This window comes from Amycolatopsis sp. cg5, assembly GCF_041346955.1.
GTDB lineage: Bacteria > Actinomycetota > Actinomycetes > Mycobacteriales > Pseudonocardiaceae > Amycolatopsis.
The window spans coordinates 4,413,335-4,439,287 of the sequence record NZ_CP166849.1; the positions used below are offsets into that span (position 1 = coordinate 4,413,335).

Below are 25,953 nucleotides of genomic sequence, written 5' to 3' on the forward strand. Positions count from 1 at the left end.
CCGCACGGACAGGGCGAGAATGTCCACCGTCACAGCGGCGGAAACGACCACGCCACACATCACTTTGCTCATATCATTTCCTCACGGACGACTAGAAACGGACGAATGACAGGGGGATCAGCCCGCCGCCGTAGCAGGCGCCGACGTGCCCCCACTGGCCAACGGTGAACCAGTGCGTCATCTGCACACCGGTGATCCAGCGGCGCGGGTAGAACGTCGCCCGCGAGTTCGGGTTGATACCGGTCAGCGGCAAACCGAAAGAGCCGCCCTGATCCTGCGAGGAGTACTGCCCGAAGTGCAGCGAGAAATTCGTCTCGTTGATGACGTCGATTCGCTCGACATAGAGATTCGACCCGGTGAAATTGCCCCACACCTGGGTCCGCATGGACCAATCGGCGACATCGCCCAGCTCGTCGCACGAGTCACCCCACGGAGCGATGATCGAAGAAGCGATACCTTGGTAGAAGTAGTTTCCGCCGCCACGCTGGGCGAGCGCGGGCTGAGTGGTGGCGACGATCCCCGCGATGAACACCATGAGTACCGAGAGCGTGCGTCGCACCAGGCGACCGCGCGCGCCTTTGAATCGTTCAATCATACTGCGCCCCCTTGTGGTGAATAGATCACATAGTTCGCTGGCGAGTGTGGTGGCCAGTGAACCGGGCGGCAAGGGTTTTCAGGAAGGCATGAAATCGCGGGATCCAGGACTCGTGAGCGTTGCGGGCGGTTCTATTGGCCGGAAGGGTAAACGTGGCGGGCGAGTGGATCCTTTGCTGCATCTAACGCAGCAGAGGATCCACTCGCCCGCAGCAGGCCGCGGTCGTTGCAGGGGTCGTGAGTGGTACGGCCGGTTCTAACCGGCCGGAGCACTCACGACCTCGGGGTAGGTTCGGGCAAAGGCCGTCGAGCGAGGGAGACAGACCGTGCTGATCGTCAACCAGAGCCAGCTGCCGGGGTCGCAGTTCACCGGGAAGGACCACGGCGGCGTCGGGTTCTCCTTCTTCCTCGTCACCGCCAATCCGGGTGACGGGCCCAAGCTGCACCAGCACGAGTACGAAGAGGTGTTCGTCGTGCAGGAGGGCTCGGTCACCGTGACCATCGGCGGCGAGAGCGCCGTGGCCGTCGCGGGGGACATCGCGGTCGTGCCGCCGCGGACGCCGCACAGGTTCGTCAATCACACCGAGGGGGTCGCGAAGCTGGTGAACATCCACGCCAGCTCCGAGATTGTCACCGAATGGCTGGAATAGCGGGATTCTCCGTTTTGAACCGTTCTCCACTTTCAGCCTGCGCCGGTCGGGGGCGACTTCTGTTGTTCACATCCGTGGCACCGGTTGGATGACGGCGAGGCACGAGTCGTCCCACTGTCCTGGCCACCATGGGGCGCCCTCACCCAGACCCTGCAGGAGGTCTCATGTTCCGGAAGCGGATCGTGACCGCGCTCGCGGCCACGACGCTGGTCGCGGCCGGGGTGTTCACCGCCGTCCAGGCCGCCGAACCCTCGGCGCCCGCGATCGAGCCCACCGCCTCGGCGGTGCCCGCGTTCGACCACATCGTGCTGGTCATGTTCGAGAACAAGAAGTACTCCTCCATCAACGGCAGCTCGAGCGCGCCGTACTTCAACAGCCTCGCCGGGCAGGGCGCGAAGTTCACCAACTCCTTCGCGATCACGCACCCGAGCCAGCCGAACTACGTCGCGCTGTTCTCCGGCTCGCCGCAGGGCGTCACCGATGACGCGTGCCCGATCAACCTGGGCGCCAAGGCCAACCTCGGCTCACAGCTCGCCGGCGCGGGCAAGTCGTTCAAGGGCTACTCCGAGGCGATGCCGTCGGACGGCTACACCGGCTGCTCGAGCAGCACCTACCGGCGCAAGCACAACAGCTGGGTCGACTTCAGCAACATCCCGGCCTCGGCGAACCTGCGCAACTCCGCCTTCCCGACGGACTTCACGCAGCTGCCGACCGTGGCGTTCGTGACCCCGGACATGTGCAACGACATGCACGACTGCGCGGTCGGCACCGGGGACAAGTGGCTCAAGAGCCACCTCGACGCCTACGCCCAGTGGGCCAAGACGCACAACAGCCTGCTGATCGTCACCTTCGACGAGGACAGCGGCACCTCGGTCAACCAGATCTTCACCGCCTTCGTCGGCGCGCAGGTGAAGGTCGGCAGCTACAGCGAATCCATCAACCATTACACCGTGCTCCGCACGATCGAGGCCGCGTACGGACTGCCCGGCATCAACAACGCCGCGAGCAAGTCACCGATCACCGACGTCTGGCAATAGGGCTTGTACCTCTCCACGATCGGCCGCCGGGACCACGCCGAAGCGGGGTCCCGGCGCACGCTCACCGGCATCGGCGCCAACGTCTTCGCGCTCGGCACCGTCAGTCTCGTCACCGACGTCTCCTCGGAGATGGTCACCGCGATCCTGCCCGTCTACCTGGTGCTCGGCCTGCATTTGAGCCCCGCCGCGTACGGGCTCGTCGACGGGCTCTACACCGGCGCGACCGCGTTGCTGCGGCTCGTCGGCGGCTACGTCGCCGACCGGGTCCGCAGGCGCAAAGCCGTCGCGGGCGTCGGCTACGGGCTCTCCGCCGTCGCCAAGCTCGGGCTCATGGCCGCGGGTTCGTCGGCGACCGCGATCGGCGCGGTGATCACCGCCGACCGGGCCGGAAAAGGCCTGCGGACCGCGCCCCGCGACGCGCTGATCACGTTGTCCACCCCGGAACACATGCTCGGGCGCGCGTTCGGCGTGCACCGCGCGATGGACAGCGCCGGCGCGTTCGCGGGCCCGCTGGTCGCGGTCGCGGTGCTCGCCGCGGCGGGCGCCGGCGCGTTCGACGCCGTCTTCTTCACCAGCTTCTGCGTCGGCGCGATCGGCGTGCTGCTGCTCGTCCTGTTCGTCCGTGACCGCCGCACCGCGCGGCCGCCCGCGGGCACCGTCTCACCCCGCGCCGCGCTGGCACTGCTGCGCACCGCGGGTGTCCGGCGGCTGCTGATCGCGGCGTGCGTGCTCGGCATGTCCACCATCGGCGACGGGTTCGTCTACCTGCTGCTGCAACGCAAAGAGGACATCGCGACCGGCTGGTTCCCGCTGCTCGCCGTCGGCACCAACCTCGCCTACCTGCTGCTCGCCGCACCGCTGGGCGCGCTCGCCGACCGCGTCGGCAGACTGCCGGTACTGCTCGCCGGATACGGCGGGCTGATCGCCGTCTACCTCCTGCTCGCGAGCCCGATGACCGGCTGGCCGCTGTTCGCGCTGGCACTGGGTCTCTACGGCGCGTTCTACGCCTGCACCGACGGCGTCCTGATGGCACTGGCCGGTCCGGTGCTGCCCGAAGCGTTGCGCACCACCGGCATCTCGCTCATCCAGACCGGACAGGCACTGTCCTATTTGGTCTCATCCGTCCTTTTCGGACTCGCCTGGCAGTTCTGGGGCGCCACCGCCGCGATCTCGGCCGCGGCCGTCCTGGTCCTCGCCGCGATCACCGGAACGTTCGCGCTCATGCGCGGGGCCCGCGCATGAAGACCCGGATCCTCATCGCCGCCGGCGGCGTGATCGTACTCATCGCGGCCGCGGTCGCCTACATCGTCGGCTCCCGCGACCACGGCGCTGCGGCGACCGGCACCCCCGGCGCGGTGACCCTCACGCCAGGTCCCCGGCTGCTGTTCATCAGCACCGCCGACGCCGACCGCGGGCACCTCGCCACCATCGACGGCGCCGGCGTGCGCGCGGTGTCCCCGTTGACCTGCAACCGCGTCTACGCGGCGGCGGGCACCGGACTCTGCCTGCGCCCCGAAGCCGGGCTCACCACCTACCAGCTCGTCGTGCTCGACACCCAGCTCAACGCGAAACGTGAGATCCCGCTGGTCGGTCTGCCCAACCGCGCCCGGGTCTCCGCCAGCGGGCAGCGCGCCGCGTGGACGGTGTTCGTCACCGGCGACTCCTACAACGGCGGCCGCTTCTCCACCCGCGTGGGCACCCTCGACCTGCGCACCGGCGACCTCGAAGGCACGCTCGAGGACTTCGCGGTCACCGTCGACGGCAAGCCTTACCAAGCCGCCGACCTCAACTTCTGGGGCGTGACGTTCGCGCGGGACGACAACCGCTTCTACGCGACCATGTCCACCGGCAGCCACCGCTACCTCGTCGAAGGCGACTCGACCGCTCGCACCGTGCGCACGCTGCGCGACAACGTCGAATGCCCGTCGCTCTCACCCGACAACCGCCGCGTCGCCTACAAGTCCGCTGTGGACGGTGACCCCGCCAAAGGCTGGCGCCTGTCCGTGCTCGACCTCGAGACGGGCACGGTCACCGCGCTCGCCGAAACCCACAGCGTCGACGATCAGGCAGCCTGGCTCGACGACCGCACCATCGCCTACCCGCTCTCGCGCGACGGCGGCCACTCCGACGTCTGGGCGGTCCCGGCCAACGGCTCCGGCACACCCCGGCTGCTGATCCCGGACGCGGAGTCACCCTCAGCCCTGGGGTCGTGAGCGTTGCGGGCGGTTCTAACCGCCCGCAACGCGCACGAGCCCTTAGCCCGTGACGCTGGGGGAGCCGGTCTCGATGTGCCCGGCGAAGCGCCGTGACCAGGCGGGGTCTGCGGCCGTCGTGACCGTGAAGTCGTACCAGCCACCCGAGTACGCGACCGCGTTGAAGTAGTCGCTCGCGCTCTGCCCGGCCGCGACCGTGTACGTCCACGGCCCGTCGGTGCGGTAGTTGTTCGCCGTCACCGTGAACGTCGTCGACGCGGCCGAGTCGTTGACGAAATCCAGCCACAGCGCCAGTTTCCCGGTGCTCGCGCTCACCGCGATCCGTGAGCGCGCCTCCAGCTTCTTACCCGCATTGCCGCGCACCCGGCGCAGGAACCGGTTCGGCCCCACCACCGTGAAGTCGTAGTTACCGTCACCGAACCCGCTGCCGCAGTTGAAGAAATCGGTCGTCGCGGCGCCGGCGGCCACTGTGTACTGCCACGGACCGCCGCTGCGGAAAGCGTTGGCGTACACGGAGAAATGTGCGGACTTCGCGGCGATCGGGCGCTCGTTGGTCATCGTGATGTTGAGCTGGATCTGCCCGTTCGCGCCGTACAGCCACGACGAGATCGACGCGTTCGCCTGATACGGCAGCGCGCGGGCCGGTTTCGTGCCGGGCTCCTGCGGGGGCAGCGCGTTGTTCTGCGGCGTCGGGTTCGGCAGGGGAGCGCACGTCCCGGCCGAGATCGGCGGACCGGGCGTCGGCAGCGCGGGCAGCCCGTACACCGGGTTCGCGAAGTCGAACGCCGAGGTCAGGTCGCCGCAGACCGAGCGGCGCCACGCGCTGATCGTCTGGCAGTTCGCGGGTTTGCCGATCGCGGACGACCAGGTCTCGATGAACCGGATCACCGAGGTGTGGTCGAAGACCTCCGAGTCGACCCAGCCGCCCCGGCTCCACGGCGACATCACGATCATCGGCACCCGGAAGCCCAGCCCCACCGGCGTGCCGCTGACGAACTCGTCGGCCGTGCCCGCCGCGGGCGACGGTGGCGGCACGTGGTCGAAGAAGCCGTCGTTCTCGTCGTAGTTCAGGAACACCGCGGTGCTGTTGAACGTGTCGGGATCGGCGGCGAGCGCCTTGAGCAGGCCGCTGACGAACCGCTCGCCGTTGACCGGCGGCCCGATCGGGTGCTCGGAGGTGATCTGATCGGTCACCACCCACGACACCTGCGGCAGCGTGCCACCCACCGCGGCCGCCTTGATCGCGGCGAGGATGTCGTCAGGAGTGTTGCCCGTGGCAGCCGGGACACTGGACATGCCGCGGTCGTACAGCTGCGAGCCGGGCTGCGCGTTGGCGAACTGCTTGAAGTACGCGAGACCGTTGTCGCCGTAGTTGTTCTTCGCGTTCTGGAACACCCGCCACGTGATACCGGCGTTCTGCAGCACCTCGGCGTAGGTCTGCCAGGTCAGTCCCGACTCTTCACCGCCGTCGCTGGCGGGCTTGCCGTACCGGCCCGCCGCGTCGATCATGCCGCTGAACAGGAACGTCCGGTTCGGGCCCGTCGCGGTCAGCCCGGAGCAGTGGTAGGCGTCGCAGATCGTGTACGCGTCGGCCAGCGCGTAGTGGAACGGCAGGTCGGTCCGGTCGAGATGACCGAGGCAGCCGATCTTGTTCTTCGCCGCCATCCAGCGGTCCATCTTGCCCTGGTTCCACGCGCCGTGCTGATCACCCCACGAATGCGCGATGTCGCCCTGGCACTGCGCGAGCGTCTCGGCGTTCCCACCGGGACCCCGCAACGCGAACGGGTACTGCCTGCCGAGCCCGTTGGGCTGGTTGAACACCGAAAACCCGCCTGGCAGCTGGATCGTGGCGCGGTCGGCGAACCCGCGCACGCCCTTCATGGCGCCGAAATAGTGGTCGAAGCTGCGGTTCTCCTGCATCAGGACCACGATGTGCTTGACGTCGGCGATGCTGCCCGTCGCGGCCGCCGCCGGTAAGGGCGCCAACGCCGCCGCCCCGGTCGCCGCCAGGAATGTCCGCCGGGTCACTTCCGCCATCGTGGGGCCTCCTCGCCGGTGAAAATCGCCTCGCACAGTGGATCGGAGCCCACCCGGCGTGTCTACGAACTTTCGTTGAGACCTCGGTGAACTCGGCCGCCCGCCTGCTCTTAACTGTTAACGCTTGGTTCCGCCGTTCGGCCGGATCTACGATCAGGCATGATGACCGGCCGGGCGAGCCCACGGCCCGAGTTCGAGCGGCTGCTGCGGACTGGGCCGTTCGCCGACGCGCTGCGTGAGGCCATCAAGGCCCGCGGGCTGAGCCTCGACCGGCTCCGCGAGCACCTGCACGCCCGTGGTGTCTCGATCACCCCGGCCACCTTGAGCTACTGGCAATCCGGGCGCAGCCGCCCCGAACGCCGCGACTCCGTGCTCGCACTCCGGCATCTGGAACAGGTGCTCGAAGTGCCACCCGGCTCGCTGATCGCGCTGCTCGGCCCACCACGCGCGCGAGCCAAGTCACCGGGCACGCTGCCCGAGATCGGGCGGTTCTGGCCTGACCGGGGCCGCATCGACGCGGCCGTCAGCGACGTCGACACCCGCTGGGACGAACGGCTGACCAGGATCAGCCAGCACGACGTGGTCACCGTCGGCGCAGGCCGCGAAGAACTCGCCATCCGCTCACGGCAGGTGCTGCGCGCCGAAGCCGACGGCCCCGACCGCTGGGTGGTGATCATGCACATCGACGAGCACGACCGGCCGCTGCCCACACTGCGGTCACTGCGTGGCTGCCGCCCCGGCCGCAGCGTCCACCGGCCAGAGGACGGGCTGCTGGTCGTCGAGCTGCTCTTCGAACAGCCGCTCGCGCGCGGCGAGACCGTGATCACCGAGCACACCCTCGTCAATCGCAGGCCCTGCCCCGAAGCGACCAACTACGAACGCAAATTCCGGCTGCCGGTCCGCGAATACGTACTCGAGATCCGATTCTCACCGCAGTCGCTCCCGGTGCGCTGCCGCCGGTATTCCGAAGTGGACGGTCACCCTGCGGAGTTCACGGAAATGCTGCCACGCAATGATTCCGTGCACGGGGTCGCGCTCAACTTCGGGCCGGGTTGTTACGGTTTCGACTGGGAGTGGGACGAGTAGCTCTTAATTGTTAACTACTTGCGGATCTTAAACTCCGAGGCCCGTCCGAATTACCTTCAGCGCACCTGATTCCGATTCGAGGAGTGAGCATGCGCCGAAGCATCTTCGTTTCCGTCCTGAGCGTGGCCGCGCTCGGGCTCGGCCTGCACCCGGCCGACGCCGAGCCGCCGCCGGGCCCCGCGCTACCGCAGGCCGCGGTCGAGGGCGTGGCGGCGGCGTTCGGCATCACCGCCGACCAGGCCCGCGCCCAGCTCACCGCGCAGGACGACGCCCACCGCGTCGCCGGACGACTGCCCGCCTCACTGCGCGCGCAGTCCGCCGGGCAGTGGTTCGACGCCGCGTCCGGCAAGCTGACACTGGCCGTCACCACCGCCGCGGCGGCCGACGCGGCCCGCGCGAGCGGTGCCGAAGCCAAGCTCGTCACCAGAAGCCAAGCCGATCTCGACCGGACCGACGACGCCGTCCGCGCACTCGTCGGCACCGGCGTTCCCGGCGTGTTCGGCTGGGGCATCGACGTGCGCGACAACGTGGTCGGCGTGTCCGTCGACCGCTCTCGCAAGACCGCCGCCACCGACAGCTTCCTTTACCGTGCCAAGGAACTCGGCGTCCGCATCACCGAGACGACCTCGTCGCCGCAGCAGCAGTCCGGCACCATCCAGACCGGCAACCCGTGGTGGCCGGGCGGCGAGAGCAACTGCTCGGTCGGCTTCCCGGTCACCGATTCCGCCGGCGCCAAGCACTTCCTCACCGCCGGGCACTGCACCAACGACCGCGACCAGGCCGCGTACGGCGCTTCCGGCCAGCAGAACCGCATCGGCACCTCGAACGTCGGCGGCACCCACAGTGTCAACGCCCGCGAAGGCGACATGGGCGTCGTCGCGGTGACCGAGGCGGGCTGGAACCTCTCCGCCGCGGTCAACACCTGGGGCGAACCGGCGATCACCCTCACCGGGCAGGCCGAGGCCATGGTCGGCGACCGCGTCTGCCACTCCGGCAACACCTCGCACTGGAAGTGCGGCGAGGTCAAGTACACGCACAAGTCCGTCGACTACGGCGGCGGGCTCATCATCGAAGACCTCACCTGGACCACCGCGTGCTCGCTCGGCGGCGACTCCGGCGGCGGCTGGCTGCTCGGCAGCAAGGCCACCGGCCTGCACGACGGCGGCCCCTCCAAGTGCGTCGAGAACCCCAGCGACGGCGACATGTCCATTTTCCAGCCCGTTGGCGAAGCACTGACCAAGTGGCAGCTCAAGCTGGTCACCGGCGGCGGCGAGGACGACACGACCGCGCCGACCGCGCCAGGCAACCCGCGTTCCACCGGCACCACCGCGAACAGCGTCTCCCTCGCCTGGGACGCCGCCACGGACAACGTCGGCGTCACCGGCTACGACGTCTACAACGGCGCCACGCTGGCCACCTCGTCCGCCGGGACCAGCGCCACGGTCACCGGCCTCAACCCCGACACCGCCTACACGTTCACGATCAAGGCCCGCGACGCCGCGGGCAACGTCTCGCCGGCGAGCTCCGCGGTGTCGGCACGCACCCAGACCGGGGGCGGCGGCACCCGCACGCTGAGCAACGGCACCGACTACCAGATCCGCGACTACCAGCAGATCTTCAGCCCGATCACCTCGACACTGACCGGGCAGGCCGCCAGCCAGCTCACCGTCGCGGTGACCATCACCCACACCTGCGCCGAAGACCTCGGCATCACCCTGCTCGACCCCAAGGGCAAGGGCTACCCGCTCAAGTACAGCGGCGGCGCCACCTGCACCGCCTGGACCGGCGCCCGCACCTTCACCGTGCCGAACGCCTCGTCCCCGGCGGGCGGGCGCTGGCAGCTGCGCGTGACCGACTACGGGCCAGGTGACACCGGCGTCCTGGACAGCTGGTCCGTCACCCTCTGAGGGGAGTCGTGAGTGGTACGACCGGTTCTCACCGGCCGTACCACTCACGACCTCAGCGCCGGCGGGCCCTGGTCGCGGGCGGCCACTCGGCCTTGTTCTCCGCCGCGGCCACCACCCGGTGCACGACCACGTCGTTGTCGTTGGTGCGCCGCATATGCTGGTCGTAGATCAGGAAATCGCCTGCCGGGTCGCGCTCGAGCGTGCTGCCGTCCTGCGGGGCGGGGATCACCACGTGGGTGACCGTGTGCCGTTCCTGCCGGTCGTCACTGTCCACGCACACCAGCACGGAAAGTCGGTAGCGAACCCAACGGCGCATATGTCGTACTCCCCGAGAATGGTTTCCGGCTGAACTCTCGGAGAAAATCGTAACTCAATTCCTGAGTGGTCATATATCTGCGAGTGCGGACGCACTTGTAGACGCATTAGCAGTTTTCGGAAATCTCGGCAAAAGACTTAAGAAGAGCGAGCGATTGGGCGCTTTCGGACCCGGGTTCGGCGTGGTAAATGACCAGCAGCTGGCCATCCGAATCACCGATCGCCAGCTTTTCCCTGCGCAGCTCCAGCATCCCGACCTCCGGATGCAGCATCCGCGCAGGTCCACCGGCGAGCGGCTTGACGTCATGACGCGCCCAGAGCGTGCGGAACCGCTGGCTGGCCAACGAAAGCTCACCGACCAGATGCGTGATCCGCGGATCGTCGACCTCGGTGCCGATCGACGACCGGAACGCCGCCACCATGCCCGCGGTCGCCTGTTCCCACTCGGGATGCAGCTTCCGCTCGGCGGAATCGAGGAACACCGCGCGCAGCCGGTTCATCCCCGGCCGCATGGTGGGCGACAGCGCCGCCGCGAGCCGGTTCGCCGCGAGCACCTCGAACAGCCGGTTCTCCACGAACGCGGGCAGCCCGATGGTGTCGAGCAGCTGCCGCACCCCGGTCGGCACCACCTCACGGCGCGGCCGTCTCGGTGCCGCGCGAGCCGTCGACAGGCTGAGCAGGTAGTGCGTCGCGGCCACGTCGAGCCCGTACACCTTGGCCAGCGCTTCGAGCACCTGCGGCGACGGGTTGCGATCCCGGCCTTGTTCGAGCCTCAGGTAGTAGTCGGCGCTGATCCCCGCCAGCGTCGCGACCTCCTCGCGCCGCAGCCCAGGCGTCCGCCGCACCCCGGTGACCCGCAACCCCGCGTCCGCCGGATCGACCAGCTCACGGCGTGCCCGCAGATATTCGCCGAGCGCGTTCGACCTGGTCATGACGTCGACTATAGGTAGGGCACGGCGCCTGTGCCTGGGCCCCGTCACTCCCAGGATGAGCGGGGCACTGCCTGCGCGGCGGGCTGGCGGCCATCGTGAGAGGGTGCTCGCGGCACCAGGCCGCGAGCTGGAAGGAACCAATGGCGACCCACGACCTGCCCGGCGGCACATACCGCATGGGCGACCTCGAACTCACCCGTGTCGGCTACGGCGCGATGCAGCTGGCCGGCCCCGGCGTCTTCGGGCCGCCGAAGGACCGCGACGCCGCGATCGCCGTGCTCCGCACCGCCGTCGAACTCGGCGTCAACCACATCGACACCGCCGACTTCTACGGCCCGTACGTCACCAACGAGATCATCCGCGAGGCGCTCGCCCCGTACCCGGACCACGTCCACATCGTCACCAAGGTCGGCGCCCGCCGCGACGAGCAGGGCGGCTGGCCCCACGCCCGCACCCCCGACGAGCTGCGCGCCCAGGTCCACGACAACCTGCGCCGCCTCGGCCTCGACGCGATGGACGTGGTCAACCTCCGCGTCGGCGGCTTCGACGCCCCCGAGCCAGGTTCCCTCGCGGAGCAGTTCGAGGCGCTCGCCGAGCTGCGGCAGCAGGGCCTGATCCGTCACCTCGGCGTCAGCACCGTCAACGCCGAGCAGCTCGCCGAAGCCCAGTCGATCGCCCCGGTCGTCTGCGTCCAGAACCTCTACAACCTCGCCCGCCGTGACGACGACCCGCTCGTCGACCTCACCGCGAGCCAGGGCATCGCGTTCGTCCCGTACTTCCCGCTCGGCGGCTTCAGCCCGCTGCAGTCCGACGCGCTGCACGCCGTCGCGGCCCGCCTCGACACCACGGCGATGTCGGTCGCGCTCGCCTGGCTGCTGCACCGCTCGCCGAACATGATGCTCATCCCGGGCACCTCGTCGGTCGAGCACCTGCGGGAGAACGTCGCAGGCGCCGGGCTCGAACTCCCGGCCGACGCGCTCGCGGAACTGGACAAGATCGGCTAGCGCGAGAACCGGAACCGGGAAACGAGCTCGATCCAGTCCCGAAACGGGCTGAGATCGAGCTCGGCACGGTCCGGCTTCTCGGCGACCCAGTCGTCGAGCATCGGATTTTCGACGCCGGCCAGCGCCTTGCCCAGCGTCTCGTTCCCGGCGGTGACCTTGGACAGCAGGGATTCGACGAGCCCGGGGTGCCTGGTCGCCAGCGCGACCAGCACCGCGAGCTGCCGCTCGTCGGGCATCGACCGGCCGCGGGCGACACCCATGGCCTTCACCAGCAGGTAGATGTTGACGAACCGCTTGATCGCGCGTGGAGTGTCACCGAGCAACGCCCCGGCCTCCTCGATGCCTTGCAGCTCCTGAGCGGTCAAGGTGAGACCGGTCGCCGTCAACGCGGCTTCGTCCTCCCGGCGAACGCTGGACAGCGAGGCCACTCGCTCGGCGAAGGCCGCGAAGTCGGCAGGCTGCAGGTCCGGTCCGCTCTCAGGCTCCGTCTCGCGTGAGGTGGGCTCGGCCGCGACGCTCGGAGCGAACAGGGCACGCAGCATGCCCTGCCGCGTCCCGCTGCCCAGCGGTCGTACCCAGAACGGGACCTGGAAGATCTTCTCGAGGTAGGCGTCTGGGGACGCGCCCTTGCCGCCGAGCTGGGCGTAGTGCTCCTCGAGCGAGCTGGTGAGCCAGCGCGAGTCGACCGCGACCACCACGACGAACAGCGGGAACGCGAGCAGCAGGTGCACCGCCTCGAGCACCTGCACGACCAGCTCGGGCGGGCACCGGTCGAGATCGTCGATGTAGAGGACGATCCGGTCGATCGCGTAGTCCTCCGGCACCGAGTCGTCAGCGGGATTGTCGCGATGTTCGGCGACGAGCTGGGACAACCGCTCCAAGTCCCGGCGGACCAGCGCGGGCACGCCGAGATGACTGCGGTAGTCCTCGCTCGCGAGACGGTCGGTGATGAAGTCGCTGAGCACCCGGCGCGGGGTCGTCGCGGCGAGTTCGGCTTTCAGCTCGACGACTTTGCCTGCCAGCGCTTGTTCCTGGCAGGTGGCACTGTCCAAAGCGGACTGCGTCGCGGCCAGCTTGTCCTCGGCCTCCTTGATCTGCTGATCGAATCGTTCGCGCTCGTCCGCCTCGGCTTGCGCGAGTTCCGCCTGCGCCTGCGCGATCTTCGTCGTCGCGCCGGTCACGGCGTTGGTGCCGAGCTTGAGGTATCCGATCACCGCGGCCAGCACCGAGCTGATCGTCGCCGCCACCCCGGCGAGCGCGTCAGCGTGACGCACGGCGAACCCCACGACCACCGGAAGGACGAGCAGACCGACGACCGCGGCCGCGGAGCGCCACCCGCCGGTGCGCAAGGGCGCCACGACGGTTCCGGCCGCACTCAACGCTTTCCGCGCGTTCCCCAGCTCCGCGGCGAGTTCGTCGGCGCGCTCACCGACGACGTCGACTCCGGCTTTCGACGCGGCTTCGGAGATCTTCTCGCGAAGCTCAGCTGACGGTTTCCAAGCGGCGAAAGGGTTCTTCGCGCGCGCTTTCGCCAATCCGGCGAGGGCGTCACGCTGTTCCTTCTCCTTCTGCGCGACGATGAGCTGCGCGGCTTCGAGATCCTCTTTGAGTGCCGCTCGGTCTTCGGTCGCCGTGCCGTGCTCGGTTTCGGCGTCGCGCACCTTGCCGACCCAGAACTGTTGACGCTGCCCGAGCAGGTCGTCGCTGTCGTCACCGGAACGACGGAGATTCCGGAACAGATGCTCCAGCAGGCTCGCCCACAGATCGCCGCCGACGTACTGCCACGCGTTGAACTCGACCTGCACGACGTGCCGCAGGAAGGTGTCCTCGGCGGCCTCACCGGCGACGGTGTCGACGCGGTCCCGCAGCCCGCGCAGGAAGTAGCTCTTCCCGGACCCCCAGTCCCCGAACAAGCCGATCGCCAGCGGCGGCACCAGCTGCCGCGACGCGATCAGGTAGGCGAAGGCGTTGATCTCCTCGGTCACCCCGACCAGATCCGGGGAGGGAGCGTCCCGGTGTGGCTGATCCGGCAGATACGCGGGCAGCCGCACCCGGGCGCCCGCGTCGGGGAAATGCTCCCTGAGCAGCTCCGCCAGCGGGATCCGGCTGGTGAGGTGCTTGGTGTAAGCCGTGATCACCTTGCCCATGTCGACGCCTCTGGCCGCCAGTAAACCCGCCACCGGAACACGGAACTCGCCCATCCGCAGCAGCACGCCGAACAGCTCGCGGACCGAGATCAGCTTGCCCGGTCCCGTGAGTGTCGCCGTGGCTTGCTTGAGTCCGTCGCTGACCGGCGGATTCTCGGGCACCTGGTCGATCAACCTCGTTAGTTCCGCCGCGTCCAGCGGCTCCCTGGGTTCGAGCAGCACGCCAGCGGGAATGGCGAAGTGGTCGAGGAACACCCGCGCCGGGCTGCCGTCCGGGTCGGCCAGCAGGATCCCGGCCAGCAGCTCACGCGAACCGACGGGCTCAAGCTCGCCGGTGTTCGTCCACGCCAGATTGACCGCTTCGGCCCAGCGCAGGGCTGCTCGTGCGGGAGCGTCCGCACGCCACTCACCGGTCGGTTCGTTCACGGCCGCATGCTCGATGCCTGGACGTTCCTCGGCAGGTCGTCGAGTTCCGCGAGGTCGAAACGGCACAAGCCGGCCGTCCACCAGATCCCGGTCGGCTGGCCCTCGTGTCTCCTGGTCTGTGCATGAGGCAACATGATGACCCAGCCGCCTTGGTTGTTGACGAACATCTTGAGCAGCGCGCCGGTGTGGGGATCCCACAGTCGTACGGCGCCGTCGTCACTCGCGGCGGCGAGCCAGCGGCCGCGCGGGTCCGCCACCAAAGCGGTCACCGCGCTGGGACTTCCCCGCAATGTCCGCAATGACTTCGAGGTGTTGGGTCCCCAGATCCGGATGCATCCGTCGCCACCCGCCGAAGCCAGCCAGGAGGCATCCGGTGCCACCGCGAGCGCGCGCACATCACCGCCGACATGGATCAACCGGAGGCGCACGGCGCCGGTCTCGGGATCGTGGATCCGGATGCTCTCGTGTGCTCCGGCGGAGGCGAGCCAGGCACCGCCCGGATCCACCGTCAACGCCCGTATCGCGCCCACACTGGCCGGAAGCCTCCACAGAACCTTGGCGGTACGAGGATTTCGCGCCTCGAGCATGCCGTCATCACCGCTGGAGGCCAGCCAGTGCCCGGCGGGATCGAAGATCAGCGCACGCACCCGTTTCTGGTGTTCTTGCAGAGTCCTCACGTGGGTGCTCTTGGGCAGGCTTTTCGGCAGATTGAACAACACGACGGTGTTCGCGGAGTTGGCCACGGCCACCGTTTTGCCATCCGGCGCCACCGCGAGCACAGGTCGTCTCGTCGGATGCAGGCCTCGGTGGAACACCTTTCCCCGCGGAGACTTGGTTTGAACGGCCACGCCCTGCGCGTCCTCGACGGCGAACACCAGCCGCTCTTCGTCGCCCGCGAAGACCAGGCCTTCGCCCTTGAACGTTTCCGAGCAGTGGCCGAGGTTCGCGTCGAACAGCGCGATGAAGTCGTCGGCCCCGCCGATGGCCAGTGAGTGGGCGTCTCCGGCGACCGCGAGTCCGGTTATCCGCGTCGCCTCGTCCCGTATACCGGGCAGCGATTCCCCGGATTCGGGCTCCCAGCGGTGTACGGTGCCGTCGGCCGCAGCCAAAGCGAGCCACGAACCGTCGGCTGCCGCGGTCATCGCTCGCGCCGTCTTGACCGATGTGTGGATGGTGGCTCCGTGCTTGCCGATACGCGGGAACAGGATGCGAAGCTCGCCTCCGCTCGTGGTGGCGAGATACCGTCCGTTGGCGCTGATGGTCAATGCCTCGACAGCGTCGGGGAAAACCAGGCTCTCGCGCGTGTTCACCAGACTCGTGAACGTGAGGAAGAGGTCCCACACCCGGACGCCGCCGTCGGCGTGACCGGTGGCCACCCAGTCACCCTGAGGATGAATCGCCAAGGCCGTCGCCCGCGTTTGTGGATGAGGCAGGGTGTGCGCCAGCTCGAACCACTGGTCACCCAGGTGCCAGATCTCGGTGGTGTCGTCGTCACCGGACATCGCCAGCTTGGCGCCGTCCGCGGACACCACCATCAGCCGGACCCGGCCGGTGGAGTCGGCGATCTCGGACTCATGGGCGCCGGTGAGAGGATCCCAGAACCTGACCGGATCCTTCCGGCCGGCCGTCGCCAGCCATCGCCCGCTGGGTTCGGCGGCGAGCACCGAGATCGCTGCGGTCTGGGAAGGCAGGCGGCGCAGGAACTCTCCGGTCTCCGGACGCCAGATCCGCACCGACCCGCTGGTGCTCGCGGCGGCCAGCCACGAGCCGTCCAAGGGCACGGCCAGCGCGTCGATCGGCCTCGTACCGCCCATGAGCGTGCGCAGCTGCCTGCCGGTCGAGGCTTCCCAGAGTCGCACGGCGCCATCGTGATGCCCGGTCACGAGAACGTCCCCGAACGTCGTGAGCGCGGTGACCGGTGATTTGCCGCCGACCTCGGGCGTCAGCGTCGCGCCGGGCAGCGCCGCGCCGAAAGTGCTGGCGCCGGCCAAGGCGCCCTCGTCCACGGTCGCGCCGAGCAGGACCGCCCGGTCGAGCTTCGCGCCCTCGAGCTTCGCGCCGGTGAGGTTCGCGCCCGCGAGCCACGCGCCGGTCAGGTCCGCTCCGGTCAGATCGGCGCCGGTCAGGTCCGCGCCCGCCAGCCTCGCGTTGACCAGTTGCGCTCCGCTGAGGTCGGCGCCAGCCATGATGCCGGACAGGACCGCGCCTGCCAGCAACGCGTTGGCCAGCCTCACGTGCGAGAGGTCCACCTCGGACAAATCCGCGCCCCGCAGATCCTGCCCGGTGTAGTCGACCTGCGCGGACTGGTGGGTGCGGCGCAACAACAGCGCCGCGTTCGTCGTGGCCTTCGGTCCGGTGGCGTCTCCATCCCACTCGACTGTCGCGCGTGCCCAGCCCACGACACGGTCGGTCCCGGCGAGGTCGCACAGGAAGTCGGCGACCAGCGGGCTCAGGCCGGTGTCGCTCAGCAGCAGGCAGGTGCGGTGGTTGAGGAGGTCGTCGCAGATCGCCTCGGCGACGAACCACTCCAGCACCGACCGGTGGATGAACGCGAACTCGTCGGTGTCGGTGCGGACGAGCACCGTGCTCGAACCGATCGCGTGGGCGGCTTCACCCGGCTGCGTCTGCCATGCGGTCAACTCGGCGATGCCCTCGGCGAACTCACCGAGATCGGCCAGCGGCACGCTGTCCCGGCCGGACCGCCACATCAGCACCGCGAGTTCCCGCACCGCCGCGTGGCGGGTCTCCGCGGCCAGCGGATCGGCCGCGCCCGGAGCGCTCTGCCGGATCACCTCGTGGGCGAGCCAGTCCGCGAGGAGGATCCCGTACAGCCTGCCGGCCGTCATCGGCTCGGCGCCGGGACCCGCTTCGACCAGGCGCGTGATGCTGTCTCGGCGCGCCATCATGAACGTGAGCATGCGCGGGTTGGCCGCCAGCTCGGGCAGGTTGGGCACGGCCTCGAGATCGCGGAGGAACTCGGCGGCCGCGGCGTCGTCGAGCGTCTTGCCGACGAGGTCGCGGCGCTGCTGCGGGTCGAGGGGGACCAGGCGCATGATGCGGGCGCCGGGGAGCGCGCGTGCGTCGCGGCCGAGTTCGTTGAGCACCTCGGTGTCGGTGGCGAAATGCTGATGCCTGCTGGTCACGACGATCTTCGCGGAGCCGTCTGCCGCCTGGCGCAGGGTCTCGAAATGCTGTTTGACGCGGTCGTAGGTGGGGCGCTGGGCGAGTTCGTCGAAACCGTCGAAGAGCAGGACGATCCGGCCTTCGCGGAGCAGGTAGCGGAATGAGTTGGCGTGGAAGGAGTCGTCGGGGCGGTGGCGGGCGAGGTGCTGGCCGAGCAGCTCGTCGAGCGAGTGGCTCTTTTCCAGGTCGCGCATGGTCACCAGCACCGGGACCAGGTCGTCGTGGCCGGCCAGTTCCTGGGCCAGCACGCGGACGAGGAACGTCTTCCCGGTGCCGAAGTCGCCCAGTACCAGCACGAATCGGGGGCCGTCGGTGTCCAGCCAGCTCAGGATCTGCTTGGCCGCGGTGACCTCGTCCGGCTGCTGACCGAGCGGTGCCCAGCGTTTGTCGACGTGCTGGTGCAGCGGATACGCGCTGTCTTGTGTCAGCCTGCCGGTCTGGGCGTCGAGGTAGCCCGCGGAATTCCACAGCAGATCCTGGTACTCGCGGAACGAACGGACGGCGAGGTAGGACTGGGCGGCGGCGTCCTCGATCTCGGGGGAGGGCGGTTCACCCAGATAGACCAATTCGCGGGTACGTGCTTCGGGATGCTCGTCGAAAAGCCTGGTGAAACCGTTGATGGTGGCGAGATCGAGCGTGCCCTCGTGGGTGCCCATGAAGACGTGCCTGGTGAGTTTTGCGTCCACATAGGACACTCGGACGTAGTGCAGTCCGTCCGCGAGCTCTTCGCGTGCGTCGATGTCCGGGTGATCGCGCTTCGCCCAGTAAAGCTTGCAGACCTCGCCGACGCGGGCGAGCAGGTCTTCGGGGTCGCCAGGTTCCACGGTTCCTCCCTCACCGAGTGAGCGAGTTTAGATCGGTGAATTTGTCCGCGTTTGTCTGGACCAATATCGGCGATCGTATTGACAGTCTGCCAGTCGCGGCCACACGCTGAATTCACTTCAAGGGGGTCATCGATGAAGGTTTTCCTCGCGATTCTGGCCACGCTCCTGACCACGACTTCCACCGCACACGCAAGCGAGACCACGACGACCCCGGCGCCTTCTGCCGAAGCCGCCGCCATCTGCAACAAACGGTGCGACGGCGCGGACCCGGCGACGTCGCCCGGCGACCGCAAGCCGGTGTCGGTGACGCTGTACTCCCGGGCGATCGCCTTGCACTTCGACGACGCCGACGCCATGGGCTGGGCGACGATCGACCACGGCAGCCCCGGCGACGAGGTCTGGCTGGACCGGTCCTTCGACGGCGGCCGGACCTGGGCGTCGGGCTCCCGGCTGGGCAACACCAAGATCCCGGCGGGCGCCACCAGGTGGCGGACCGGCATGTACAACAACGACGACTGGGTCAACCTGGGTGTCGGCGCGCTGCGGGCCTGCGGAAAGGCGGGCGACCGCGTCGAGATCGCGTGCACGGCGTGGGCGCGCAGCACCTGGAACGCGGGGGACCGGCGGAGCGCCGCGGCCACCGCGCAGATGATGTTCTACAACAAGGGAACCGGGCTGTTCGACACCACCGGCTGGTGGAACTCGGCCAACGCGCTCACCGCGCTGATCCGCAACATCCAGGTCACCGGCCTCGGCAGCTACCGCTACGCCATCGCCCGCACCTACGACCTGAACATCGGCAAGGCGTTCGGCCAGTTCCGCAACGAGTACATCGACGACACCGGCTGGTGGGGCCTGGCCTGGATCGCCGCCTACGACCTCACCGGCGACCGCCGCTACCTGACCACCGCCCGCGCCGACGCCGAACACATGGCTTCGTACTGGGACGGCACGTGCGGCGGCGGGGTCTGGTGGAGCACCGCGCGGACCTACAAGAACGCCATCGCCAACTCGCTCTACATCCAGCTCAACGCCGCGCTGCACAACCGCATCGGCGGCGACACCGTCTACTCGGGACGTGCGAAGGCCGGGTGGACGTGGTTCCAGGGCACCGGCATGGTCAACGGGTCGTCGCTGGTCAACGACGGCGTCGACCTCGGCACCTGCCGCAACAACGGCAGCGCCGTGTGGTCCTACAACCAGGGCGTGCTCATCAACGCGCTCACCGAACTTCACCGCGCCACCCGTGACAGCGCGACGCTCGCCACGGCACGCAGGCTCGGCGACGCGAATGTCACCGCGCCGGCGTTGAACACCGGCGACGGCATCCTGCGCGACCCGTGCGAAGGCGGGGACTGCGGCGCCGACGGCCCGTCGTTCAAAGGCGCGGACGTGCGCGGGCTCGCCGCTTTGAACGCGGCATTGGCGGATCGCCCGTACACGGCCTACCTCAAACGCCAGGCCGACCGCGCCTACTCGGTCGACCGCAACGCGCTCGACCAGTACGGCCTGCACTGGTACACCGCCGTCGACGCGATCGACGCGGCCCGCCAGCAGAGCGCGCTCGACCTGATGAACGCCGCGCCGTAGCGGTCGTGAGTGGTACGGCCGGTTCTAACCGGCCATACCACTCACGAGTCCTTCGAGCCGGACAACGCGGCGCGCGCGATGAGCGCGGCGCCGATCACCGTGATGTCGGCCGACGAGGTGGGATCGAGGCCGGTGAGCGTGTGCACGCGGCGCAGGCGGTAGTCGACGGTGTTCGGGTGGACGTGCAGGGACTCCGCGGTCGAACGGCGGTCGCCGAGCCGCAGGAACGCGGCGACGGTTTCGAGCAGATCGTCCTTGCCGGCCAGCGGGGTCAGGCGCTCGGCCAGCTTGGTGCGCGCCTCACTCGGCTGGGACAGCTGATACTCCAGCATCAGGTCGTCGAGGTGGTGCACCCCGGCCGGGCGGCCGAAGACCCGTGCGACCTCCAGCACCCGCCTCGCGCAGGCAGCGGCCGGGGCGACGTCGATGGCTTCGGCCGCCATCGCACCGGCGGTCACCGGCACCGCGGCCACCCGGCTCACCCCGGCGATCACGTCGGCGAGCCAGCGGCGGTCGTGCTCGCCGAGCCCGTCCGGCGGCACCGGCCGGGGGATCAGCGCGATGCCGCCGTCGGCGGTGAGCGAGGAGAGCATCGGCTCGCGGACGAGGCGTTCGAGCTCGCCGCGCAGCCGTCGCAGCTTCCGGCGGGCCGCGACGACCGGATCGACGTCGGCGGCGGTCTCGTCGGGGTGCGTGCCGAACTCCAGGGCGAGCACGAAATAGGACGGCGCGAGCCGGACATTGGCCTGCTCGGCGGCGGCCCGCGCGGGCTTTCCGGCCAGCAGCGCGGTCAGCAGGCTCTGGCGGGCGGACTGCTCGTCACCGGAAATGGTCCGCTGCTCGGCGAGATATCCGGCCGCGACCGCGGGCGTGATCATCTCCAGGTAGCGCAGCAGCAACGCGTTGACCGCCATCAAGTCGCCGATGTCCGCCGGCCGCACCTCGGCGGTCATCGCGTCCCAAATGACCTGGATACCGATGTGATACGCGGTCAGCACCACCTCGATCGGGATGCCTTCCTCGGCCCGCTTGGCCGCCGACTCCCGCAGGAAGGCGACCTCGCCCGCGGTCGGCAGATTCCGTGAGCGCAGCACACTGACGAACGCGCGCAGGCTCTGCTCGATCACCCGGCTGATGTCGCCCGCGAGCTCCTCGCTCGGCATCAGCCGGTAGGCGGCGACCCGCGCGACGAGCTCTTCGAGCACCGCGCGCGTCAACGCGGGCAGCTCGCCGGTGAGCCGGTCGGCCAGGTCACGGCCACCGAGCCGGAATCCGTCATTGTGACTTTTCACAACACCCGCCTCTCAAGTCTGAGTGTTGTCCCATGTCGCGGACGGCCCGTTGTGTCACATCATGACACCTAACACCTACTCACGGGTAATCGGAGGCGAAGATGCGGGTTCGGGCCACCAACGGCGGTGCCACGAGGACCAGGCGGATCCTGACGACGCTGATCGCGGCGATCACCGCCACGATCGCCGCACCCGCGGTCGCGTCCGCCGCCACACACAGCGGCTGGAACGACTGGTCGTGCGCACCCAGCGCCGCTCACCCGCAGCCGGTCGTCCTCGTGCACGGACTCGGCGCCACCGACACCGTCAACTGGTTCTTCCACGCACCGAAGCTCGCGAGCCAGGGCTACTGCGTGTTCTCGCTGACCTACGGCACCGGCGTGCTCGGCCCGTTCGCGGGCGGCCTCACCTCGATGCGCGACAGCGCCGCCGAACTCAGCCGCTTCGTCGACCGCGTCCGCACCAGGACCGGCGCGGCCAAAGTGGACATCGTCGGCCACTCCGAAGGCAGCACGATGCCCGCGTACTACCTGAAGTTCCTCGGCGGAGCCGACAAGGTCGAACACTTCGTCGGCTTCGGCGCCAACTACCGCGGCACCACGCTCGGCGGCCTCTCCGCACTCGCCAACGCCTTGCTCACGACCGTGCCGGGCCTGCGCGGAATCCTCCGCACCGCGTGCGGCGCCTGCGGCGAATACCTCGCGCCGTCGTCGTTCCTGACCGACCTCGCCCGCGGCGGGGTGCACGTGCCCGGCCCGACCTACACGAGCATCGTCAGCCGCTACGACGAGGTCGTCACGCCGTACACCAGCGGCGTGCTCGGTGAGCCCGGCACGACCGACATCGTGCTCCAGGACGTCTGCTCGAACGACTTCGCCGGGCACCTCAGCCAGGCGATCGACCCGAACGTCACCGGGCTCATCCTCAAGGCGCTCGACCCGGAGAACGCGCCCGCGCTGCGCTGCACGCCGTTCTATCTGCCGCTCTGACGCGAACTCCGGCGGGCCGTCCTCTGTGGACGGCCCGCCGAGGTCGTCGCCGCCCAAGGCGGCTCGCCGGTGAGCCTGGCCAGGAGTCGCGCGGATCGTGTTGCCGCGGGAGTAGGGTTCGGTCGTGAACGCGCCGCCGAGCATCAGGGTCCACCGGCGGGCCGACCTGCCCGCGGCGCTCGAGCGGCTCGGGCTGCTCCTGGACGTGCCGGTGCTGTCCGTCGTCGGCGGCGCCGACGGCATCAGCCCGCCGGATCTGGACGTCGTGTCGTCGCTGCTGGAAGCCGTGATCGTGCCGCTGCTGGGGGAATGCGGCGCCACGGTCGTCTACGGCGGCACGGACTCCGGGGTCATGCGCGTCGTCGGGCGGGTCCGGCCGGACGGCGGCTTCCCGCTGGTGGGAGTGGCCGCCGCCGGCACGATCGACGGCATCGAGCTCGAGCCGAACCACACACATTTCGTCGTGGTGCCGGGTACCCGGTGGGGCGACGAGTCGCCCTGGCTGTTCGACGTCGCCGCCGGAATCGCAGGCACGCGGACGTCGGCGACGGTGGTGGTCAATGGCGGGGAGATCACGCTCGGGGATATGGAACACAGTCTCGCCAGGCGGATTCCGGTGCTCGTGCTGGCCGGGACCGGACGGGCCGCGGATCGTGTCGCCGCTGGTGCGGGGGACGACCGGATCCGGCGGATCGCGAAGTCGCCGCTGACCTACGTGGCCGACGTGCATGATCGTGATGCGGTGCGGAATCGGCTGAAGAGCCTGCTGCTCCGGTGACCTGAGACGAATCGTTGCCGCTGAGGCGTAACGGATCCTTTCCCAGTGCGACTCCTAGAACCACGGACGCCGGTGGAGAGGATCGTCGATGGAGCTCCCGGATGCGGCCCTGCCAGGGCTGTACCACGGTGCGAATGATCTGGCCGTCGCGATGCAGCGGCGGTACACGCGGGCTTCGTCGCTGCGGCTGGTGCTTCTGGTCGTGGCGGCGGTGACCGGCGCGCTGACCTTCAAGACCGGCCGGGGCGCCGACCTCGCCGGGTTCGCCACCGCCGTCGCGCTGGTGGGCGCGATCGCGGTGGAAATGTGGCTGGTCAAGGAAAAACCGGAGAAGACGTGGTACGACGGGCGGGTGCTGGCCGAATCGGCCAAGACGCTGACGTGGCGGTTCGCCATGTGCGCGGTGCCCTTTCCCCGTGATCTGCGGCGGGAGGACGCCGAACGCGGGTACGTCGATCAGCTCGCGCTGCTGCTGAAAGGCGCGGCGCCGACGGTGCTGCAGGCACAGCCGGGCGCCGCCCTCAACGAGACGGTGCGCGGCCTGCGTGAAAGCAGCCTCGAGGAACGCCGCGCGGTGTATCTGCGCGACCGGATCGCCGACCAGAGTGCCTGGTACGCCGCGAAATCCAAGATGAATCGCGAGCGCGCCACGCGGTGGAAGCTGACGCTGGTCGTGACCGAGGCCGCCGGCGTCGTCGCGGCGCTGCTGCGTGCCATCGGGGTGATCGACGTCGACCTGGCCGGGATCGTCGCGGCGATGGCAGGCGCCGGGGTCGCCTGGCTTTCACTGAAGAAGTACGAGTATCTCGGGCAGTCGTATGCCTACGCGACCAATGAGCTGACGATTGTGAGGGACCGGCTCACCTTGATCTCCGCCGAAGAAACCTGGGCTGTCGAGGTCGGCGAGGCCGAGGAAGTGACCAGCCGCGAGCACGTGCTGTGGCGAGCGACCCGTGCGGCGGCCGCCCGTTGACGGCACTGGTCAAAGCCGTGCTGACGGCGTTGGTGGTGCTGCTCGTGGGGCAGCAGGCGGCAGTCGCGGACTCGAGCCCGCTGCCGCTCGGCGACTGGATACTCGGCCCGGCGGCGATCGGGCCGCAGGCGCGGCAGCAGTCGGAAGAGCTGCTGAAGCCGCGTGACCTCTACCCTGACGGCGAAGGAGCGGGCTACGAGGTCAGGCGCGCCAATGTCGTCGGCGGCCTCATGCGGCGGTTCAGCGTGGACGAGCGCGTCCGGGTCAACATCCAGCTCGTCGAACACCGGAACCACGACTGGGCGACGATTCACCGTCCCAGCGCACCGGTCGACCCCGGTCTGCCGCCGGACACCTTCTTGAGCGGGGTGGAGCACACCAAGGACGGGCTCGTCGTGCTCGATGGCGGGGTCGCGGTCGGCAGGACCAGGATATCCGTGACGGCCTACGAGGCGGTCCCCGGCAGCTCTTCGGCGGTGGAGCTGGGCGCGGTGCGGCTGGCGGTGCTGAAGAACCAGATCGGCAAGGTTCAGGTGCGGCCGGATCTCGCCGTCGACGATGATTCGCCGGTCGCGAAGGTAGGTCGTGAATTCGGCTACACACTCGCGTTGTCCACGGTGGCGCTGCTCGTCCTGACTTCGCTGAGCGGGACCGTGGCGGCCACGCTGCGCGACCGCGGATCCCGGGAAATGCTCTCGACCAGGTTCCGGCGGCGCGCCCGGCGAACAAGGTCGCCGCGGTCGGTCGATATCGGGCCTGCGCTGCGGAAAACGGCTCGGCGGAGACTGATCGTCAGCAGTGTCCGGCTCGGGAGTATCGTCGTGGCGATCGCGGTCCTGCTGGGGGCACCCAAACTGGGTCTGTGGCTGGGTTTGGGTCTGCTGGCGCTGTCCCTTGTGGTCATCCACTTCGGGTATGTGGCCTACCTGCGCCGAAAACAGCCTGATCATGTTCCGGCGAGCCGGACGACGGATGTGCTCGGCTTTCTCGGTGGCCTTGGCAGCCTCGGGTTGATGCTGGCAGGCTTTCTCTTCATCGTGGCGGGCATTTCGGGAAATCTGATCGTGCATGGCCTTTATGCGCTGCTCATCACGGTCCCGATGATCCTTTTCGGTGTCGTGTTCATGAGCAAGGCGCGCGAACCACTGCGGTTCGCCAAACGGCTGGCGCAGCCGGAAGTACGCAGGCTCATCGCGGACGACCCGCGTAAGCCGGTACTGCTGCTCCGGTCGTTTCAGGACGATTCGCTCGAAGTGCGGGTGCACGCCGAAACCCAGTCCACTCCGATCGAGCAGTTGAACGTCGAATCGTTCTCCCGTTTCGAAGAAGTCGTCGCCTGGGCGTTGTGGGAGTACGGTCCGATTCGTGCGATCGGTCAGCCGGGCACCCGGCTGCAGCCGCTGGGAGCGGCCCGTGACTACTACGCCGACGACGAATGGCAGGAGGCGGTCCGCGCCTACATCGACGATTCGAGCCTGGTGGTGTTCGTCGTGGGGCGGTCACCCGGCCTGCTGTGGGAGGTCTCGAATGTGCGTGCCCAGCGCGGGCTCGGCAAGTGTGTCTTCATTCTCCCGCCGGTGCCGCTGGAGGAAATGTCGCTGCGGATGAAGGTTCTCGCCGGCGCCTTGGGAATGTCCCTCGACCGGCTCGGCTGGGGGCAAGGCACGTACCCGCTCGTGCTGGTTCTCGACCGCGACGGGATTCCGGAGCTCATCGAAGGTCCGGGACGTGACGATCGCGCGTACGTGCTGGCACTCAAGACCGCGATCACTCGGATCGAGCCCGACGCGGAACTGCACGAGGTGCACGAGAACTGGCGTGAGCCGAGCCAGGACGTCGAGGAGTTATTGGTCCGGTTCGATCCGGAGAACGTGGCCCGTCCTCGCAAGTCCTTTGCCAGCAGGCTGCTGGACGCGGCGTTGATCGTCGCTCCCTGATCTTCGCCAGCGCCCGCGGCCGTACGATATGTCGTTCCC

19 protein-coding genes are annotated in these 25,953 nt (G+C 68.9%); 12 read left to right on the plus strand and 7 right to left on the minus strand.

The window, feature by feature from the left end; all coding sequences use genetic code 11:
- Positions 1-91 precede the first annotated feature (91 nt).
- Positions 92-595, minus strand: a complete 504-nt coding sequence (locus AB5J62_RS19895) for a hypothetical protein (RefSeq protein WP_370949769.1) — start codon at positions 593-595, stop codon at positions 92-94.
- 325 nt (positions 596-920) lie between these two features.
- Between AB5J62_RS19895 and AB5J62_RS19900 the strand changes: the two genes are divergently transcribed.
- From AB5J62_RS19900 to AB5J62_RS19915, 4 genes are all read left to right on the plus strand, one after another.
- On the plus strand, positions 921-1,244 hold the full coding sequence (locus tag AB5J62_RS19900) for a cupin domain-containing protein (protein ID WP_370949771.1): 324 nt from the start codon (positions 921-923) through the stop codon (positions 1,242-1,244).
- 164 nt (positions 1,245-1,408) lie between these two features.
- Complete coding sequence (locus AB5J62_RS19905) at positions 1,409-2,281, plus strand: alkaline phosphatase family protein (protein WP_370949772.1); 873 nt, start codon at positions 1,409-1,411, stop codon at positions 2,279-2,281.
- A gap of 3 nt (positions 2,282-2,284) precedes the next feature.
- Positions 2,285-3,523: an MFS transporter gene (locus AB5J62_RS19910; protein ID WP_370949774.1), complete on the plus strand. Its 1,239-nt coding sequence runs from the start codon at positions 2,285-2,287 to the stop codon at positions 3,521-3,523.
- Positions 3,520-4,494, plus strand: coding sequence for a TolB family protein (locus AB5J62_RS19915; RefSeq protein WP_370949775.1), 975 nt, complete (start codon positions 3,520-3,522; stop codon positions 4,492-4,494). The genes AB5J62_RS19910 and AB5J62_RS19915 overlap by 4 nt, the downstream gene beginning before the upstream one ends.
- A 42-nt stretch (positions 4,495-4,536) precedes the next feature.
- On the opposite strand, the gene AB5J62_RS19920 is transcribed toward AB5J62_RS19915, so the two are convergent.
- Positions 4,537-6,567 (minus strand): phosphocholine-specific phospholipase C, encoded by a 2,031-nt coding sequence (locus AB5J62_RS19920; RefSeq protein ID WP_370949777.1) that lies wholly within the window; start codon positions 6,565-6,567, stop codon positions 4,537-4,539.
- Between the two features lie 126 nt (positions 6,568-6,693).
- Between AB5J62_RS19920 and AB5J62_RS19925 the strand changes: the two genes are divergently transcribed.
- The gene (locus AB5J62_RS19925) at positions 6,694-7,617 is read left to right on the plus strand and encodes a helix-turn-helix domain-containing protein (protein ID WP_370949779.1); all 924 of its coding nucleotides are present in this window, start codon (positions 6,694-6,696) and stop codon (positions 7,615-7,617) included.
- 89 nt (positions 7,618-7,706) lie between these two features.
- A complete protein-coding gene (locus AB5J62_RS19930; RefSeq protein WP_370949780.1) occupies positions 7,707-9,524 on the plus strand; it encodes a proprotein convertase P-domain-containing protein in 1,818 nt (605 codons plus the stop codon).
- 52 nt (positions 9,525-9,576) lie between these two features.
- Here the strand turns inward: AB5J62_RS19930 and AB5J62_RS19935 are convergent, their stop codons facing one another.
- A complete protein-coding gene (locus AB5J62_RS19935) occupies positions 9,577-9,840 on the minus strand; it encodes a hypothetical protein (protein ID WP_370949781.1) in 264 nt (87 codons plus the stop codon).
- A 106-nt stretch (positions 9,841-9,946) separates the two neighbouring features.
- Positions 9,947-10,771, minus strand: coding sequence for a helix-turn-helix transcriptional regulator (locus AB5J62_RS19940; protein WP_370949782.1), 825 nt, complete (start codon positions 10,769-10,771; stop codon positions 9,947-9,949).
- 140 nt (positions 10,772-10,911) lie between these two features.
- Between AB5J62_RS19940 and AB5J62_RS19945 the strand changes: the two genes are divergently transcribed.
- Positions 10,912-11,775: an aldo/keto reductase family oxidoreductase gene (locus AB5J62_RS19945; RefSeq protein ID WP_370949783.1), complete on the plus strand. Its 864-nt coding sequence runs from the start codon at positions 10,912-10,914 to the stop codon at positions 11,773-11,775.
- Here AB5J62_RS19945 and AB5J62_RS19950 read toward each other — a convergent pair.
- Together AB5J62_RS19950 and AB5J62_RS19955 are read right to left on the minus strand one after the other, a co-directional pair.
- Positions 11,772-14,348 carry a P-loop NTPase fold protein gene (locus AB5J62_RS19950; RefSeq protein ID WP_370949785.1) on the minus strand — a complete coding sequence of 859 codons (2,577 nt, stop codon included), beginning with the start codon at positions 14,346-14,348 and terminating at the stop codon, positions 11,772-11,774. The two genes, AB5J62_RS19945 and AB5J62_RS19950, sit on opposite strands and share 4 nt — an antisense overlap.
- Positions 14,345-18,355 (minus strand): pentapeptide repeat-containing protein, encoded by a 4,011-nt coding sequence (locus tag AB5J62_RS19955; RefSeq protein WP_370949786.1) that lies wholly within the window; start codon positions 18,353-18,355, stop codon positions 14,345-14,347. The genes AB5J62_RS19950 and AB5J62_RS19955 overlap by 4 nt, the downstream gene beginning before the upstream one ends.
- A 132-nt stretch (positions 18,356-18,487) precedes the next feature.
- Here AB5J62_RS19955 and AB5J62_RS19960 point away from each other — a divergent pair, with 132 nt between their 5' ends.
- Positions 18,488-19,945: a glycoside hydrolase family 76 protein gene (locus AB5J62_RS19960; protein WP_370949788.1), complete on the plus strand. Its 1,458-nt coding sequence runs from the start codon at positions 18,488-18,490 to the stop codon at positions 19,943-19,945.
- Positions 19,946-19,986: 41 nt separating this feature from the next.
- On the opposite strand, the gene AB5J62_RS19965 is transcribed toward AB5J62_RS19960, so the two are convergent.
- Positions 19,987-21,237, minus strand: coding sequence for a PucR family transcriptional regulator (locus tag AB5J62_RS19965; RefSeq protein ID WP_370949789.1), 1,251 nt, complete (start codon positions 21,235-21,237; stop codon positions 19,987-19,989).
- 101 nt (positions 21,238-21,338) lie between these two features.
- Here AB5J62_RS19965 and AB5J62_RS19970 point away from each other — a divergent pair, with 101 nt between their 5' ends.
- The 4 genes from AB5J62_RS19970 to AB5J62_RS19985 all read left to right on the plus strand — a co-directional run bounded on the left by AB5J62_RS19970 (position 21,339) and on the right by AB5J62_RS19985 (position 25,914).
- The gene (locus AB5J62_RS19970; RefSeq protein ID WP_370949791.1) at positions 21,339-22,226 is read left to right on the plus strand and encodes an esterase/lipase family protein; all 888 of its coding nucleotides are present in this window, start codon (positions 21,339-21,341) and stop codon (positions 22,224-22,226) included.
- A 124-nt stretch (positions 22,227-22,350) separates the two neighbouring features.
- A complete protein-coding gene (locus AB5J62_RS19975; protein ID WP_370949792.1) occupies positions 22,351-23,004 on the plus strand; it encodes a hypothetical protein in 654 nt (217 codons plus the stop codon).
- A gap of 88 nt (positions 23,005-23,092) precedes the next feature.
- Positions 23,093-23,977 carry a DUF4231 domain-containing protein gene (locus AB5J62_RS19980; protein WP_370949794.1) on the plus strand — a complete coding sequence of 295 codons (885 nt, stop codon included), beginning with the start codon at positions 23,093-23,095 and terminating at the stop codon, positions 23,975-23,977.
- A complete protein-coding gene (locus tag AB5J62_RS19985; RefSeq protein ID WP_370949796.1) occupies positions 23,944-25,914 on the plus strand; it encodes a hypothetical protein in 1,971 nt (656 codons plus the stop codon). The genes AB5J62_RS19980 and AB5J62_RS19985 overlap by 34 nt, the downstream gene beginning before the upstream one ends.
- Positions 25,915-25,953 lie beyond the last annotated feature (39 nt).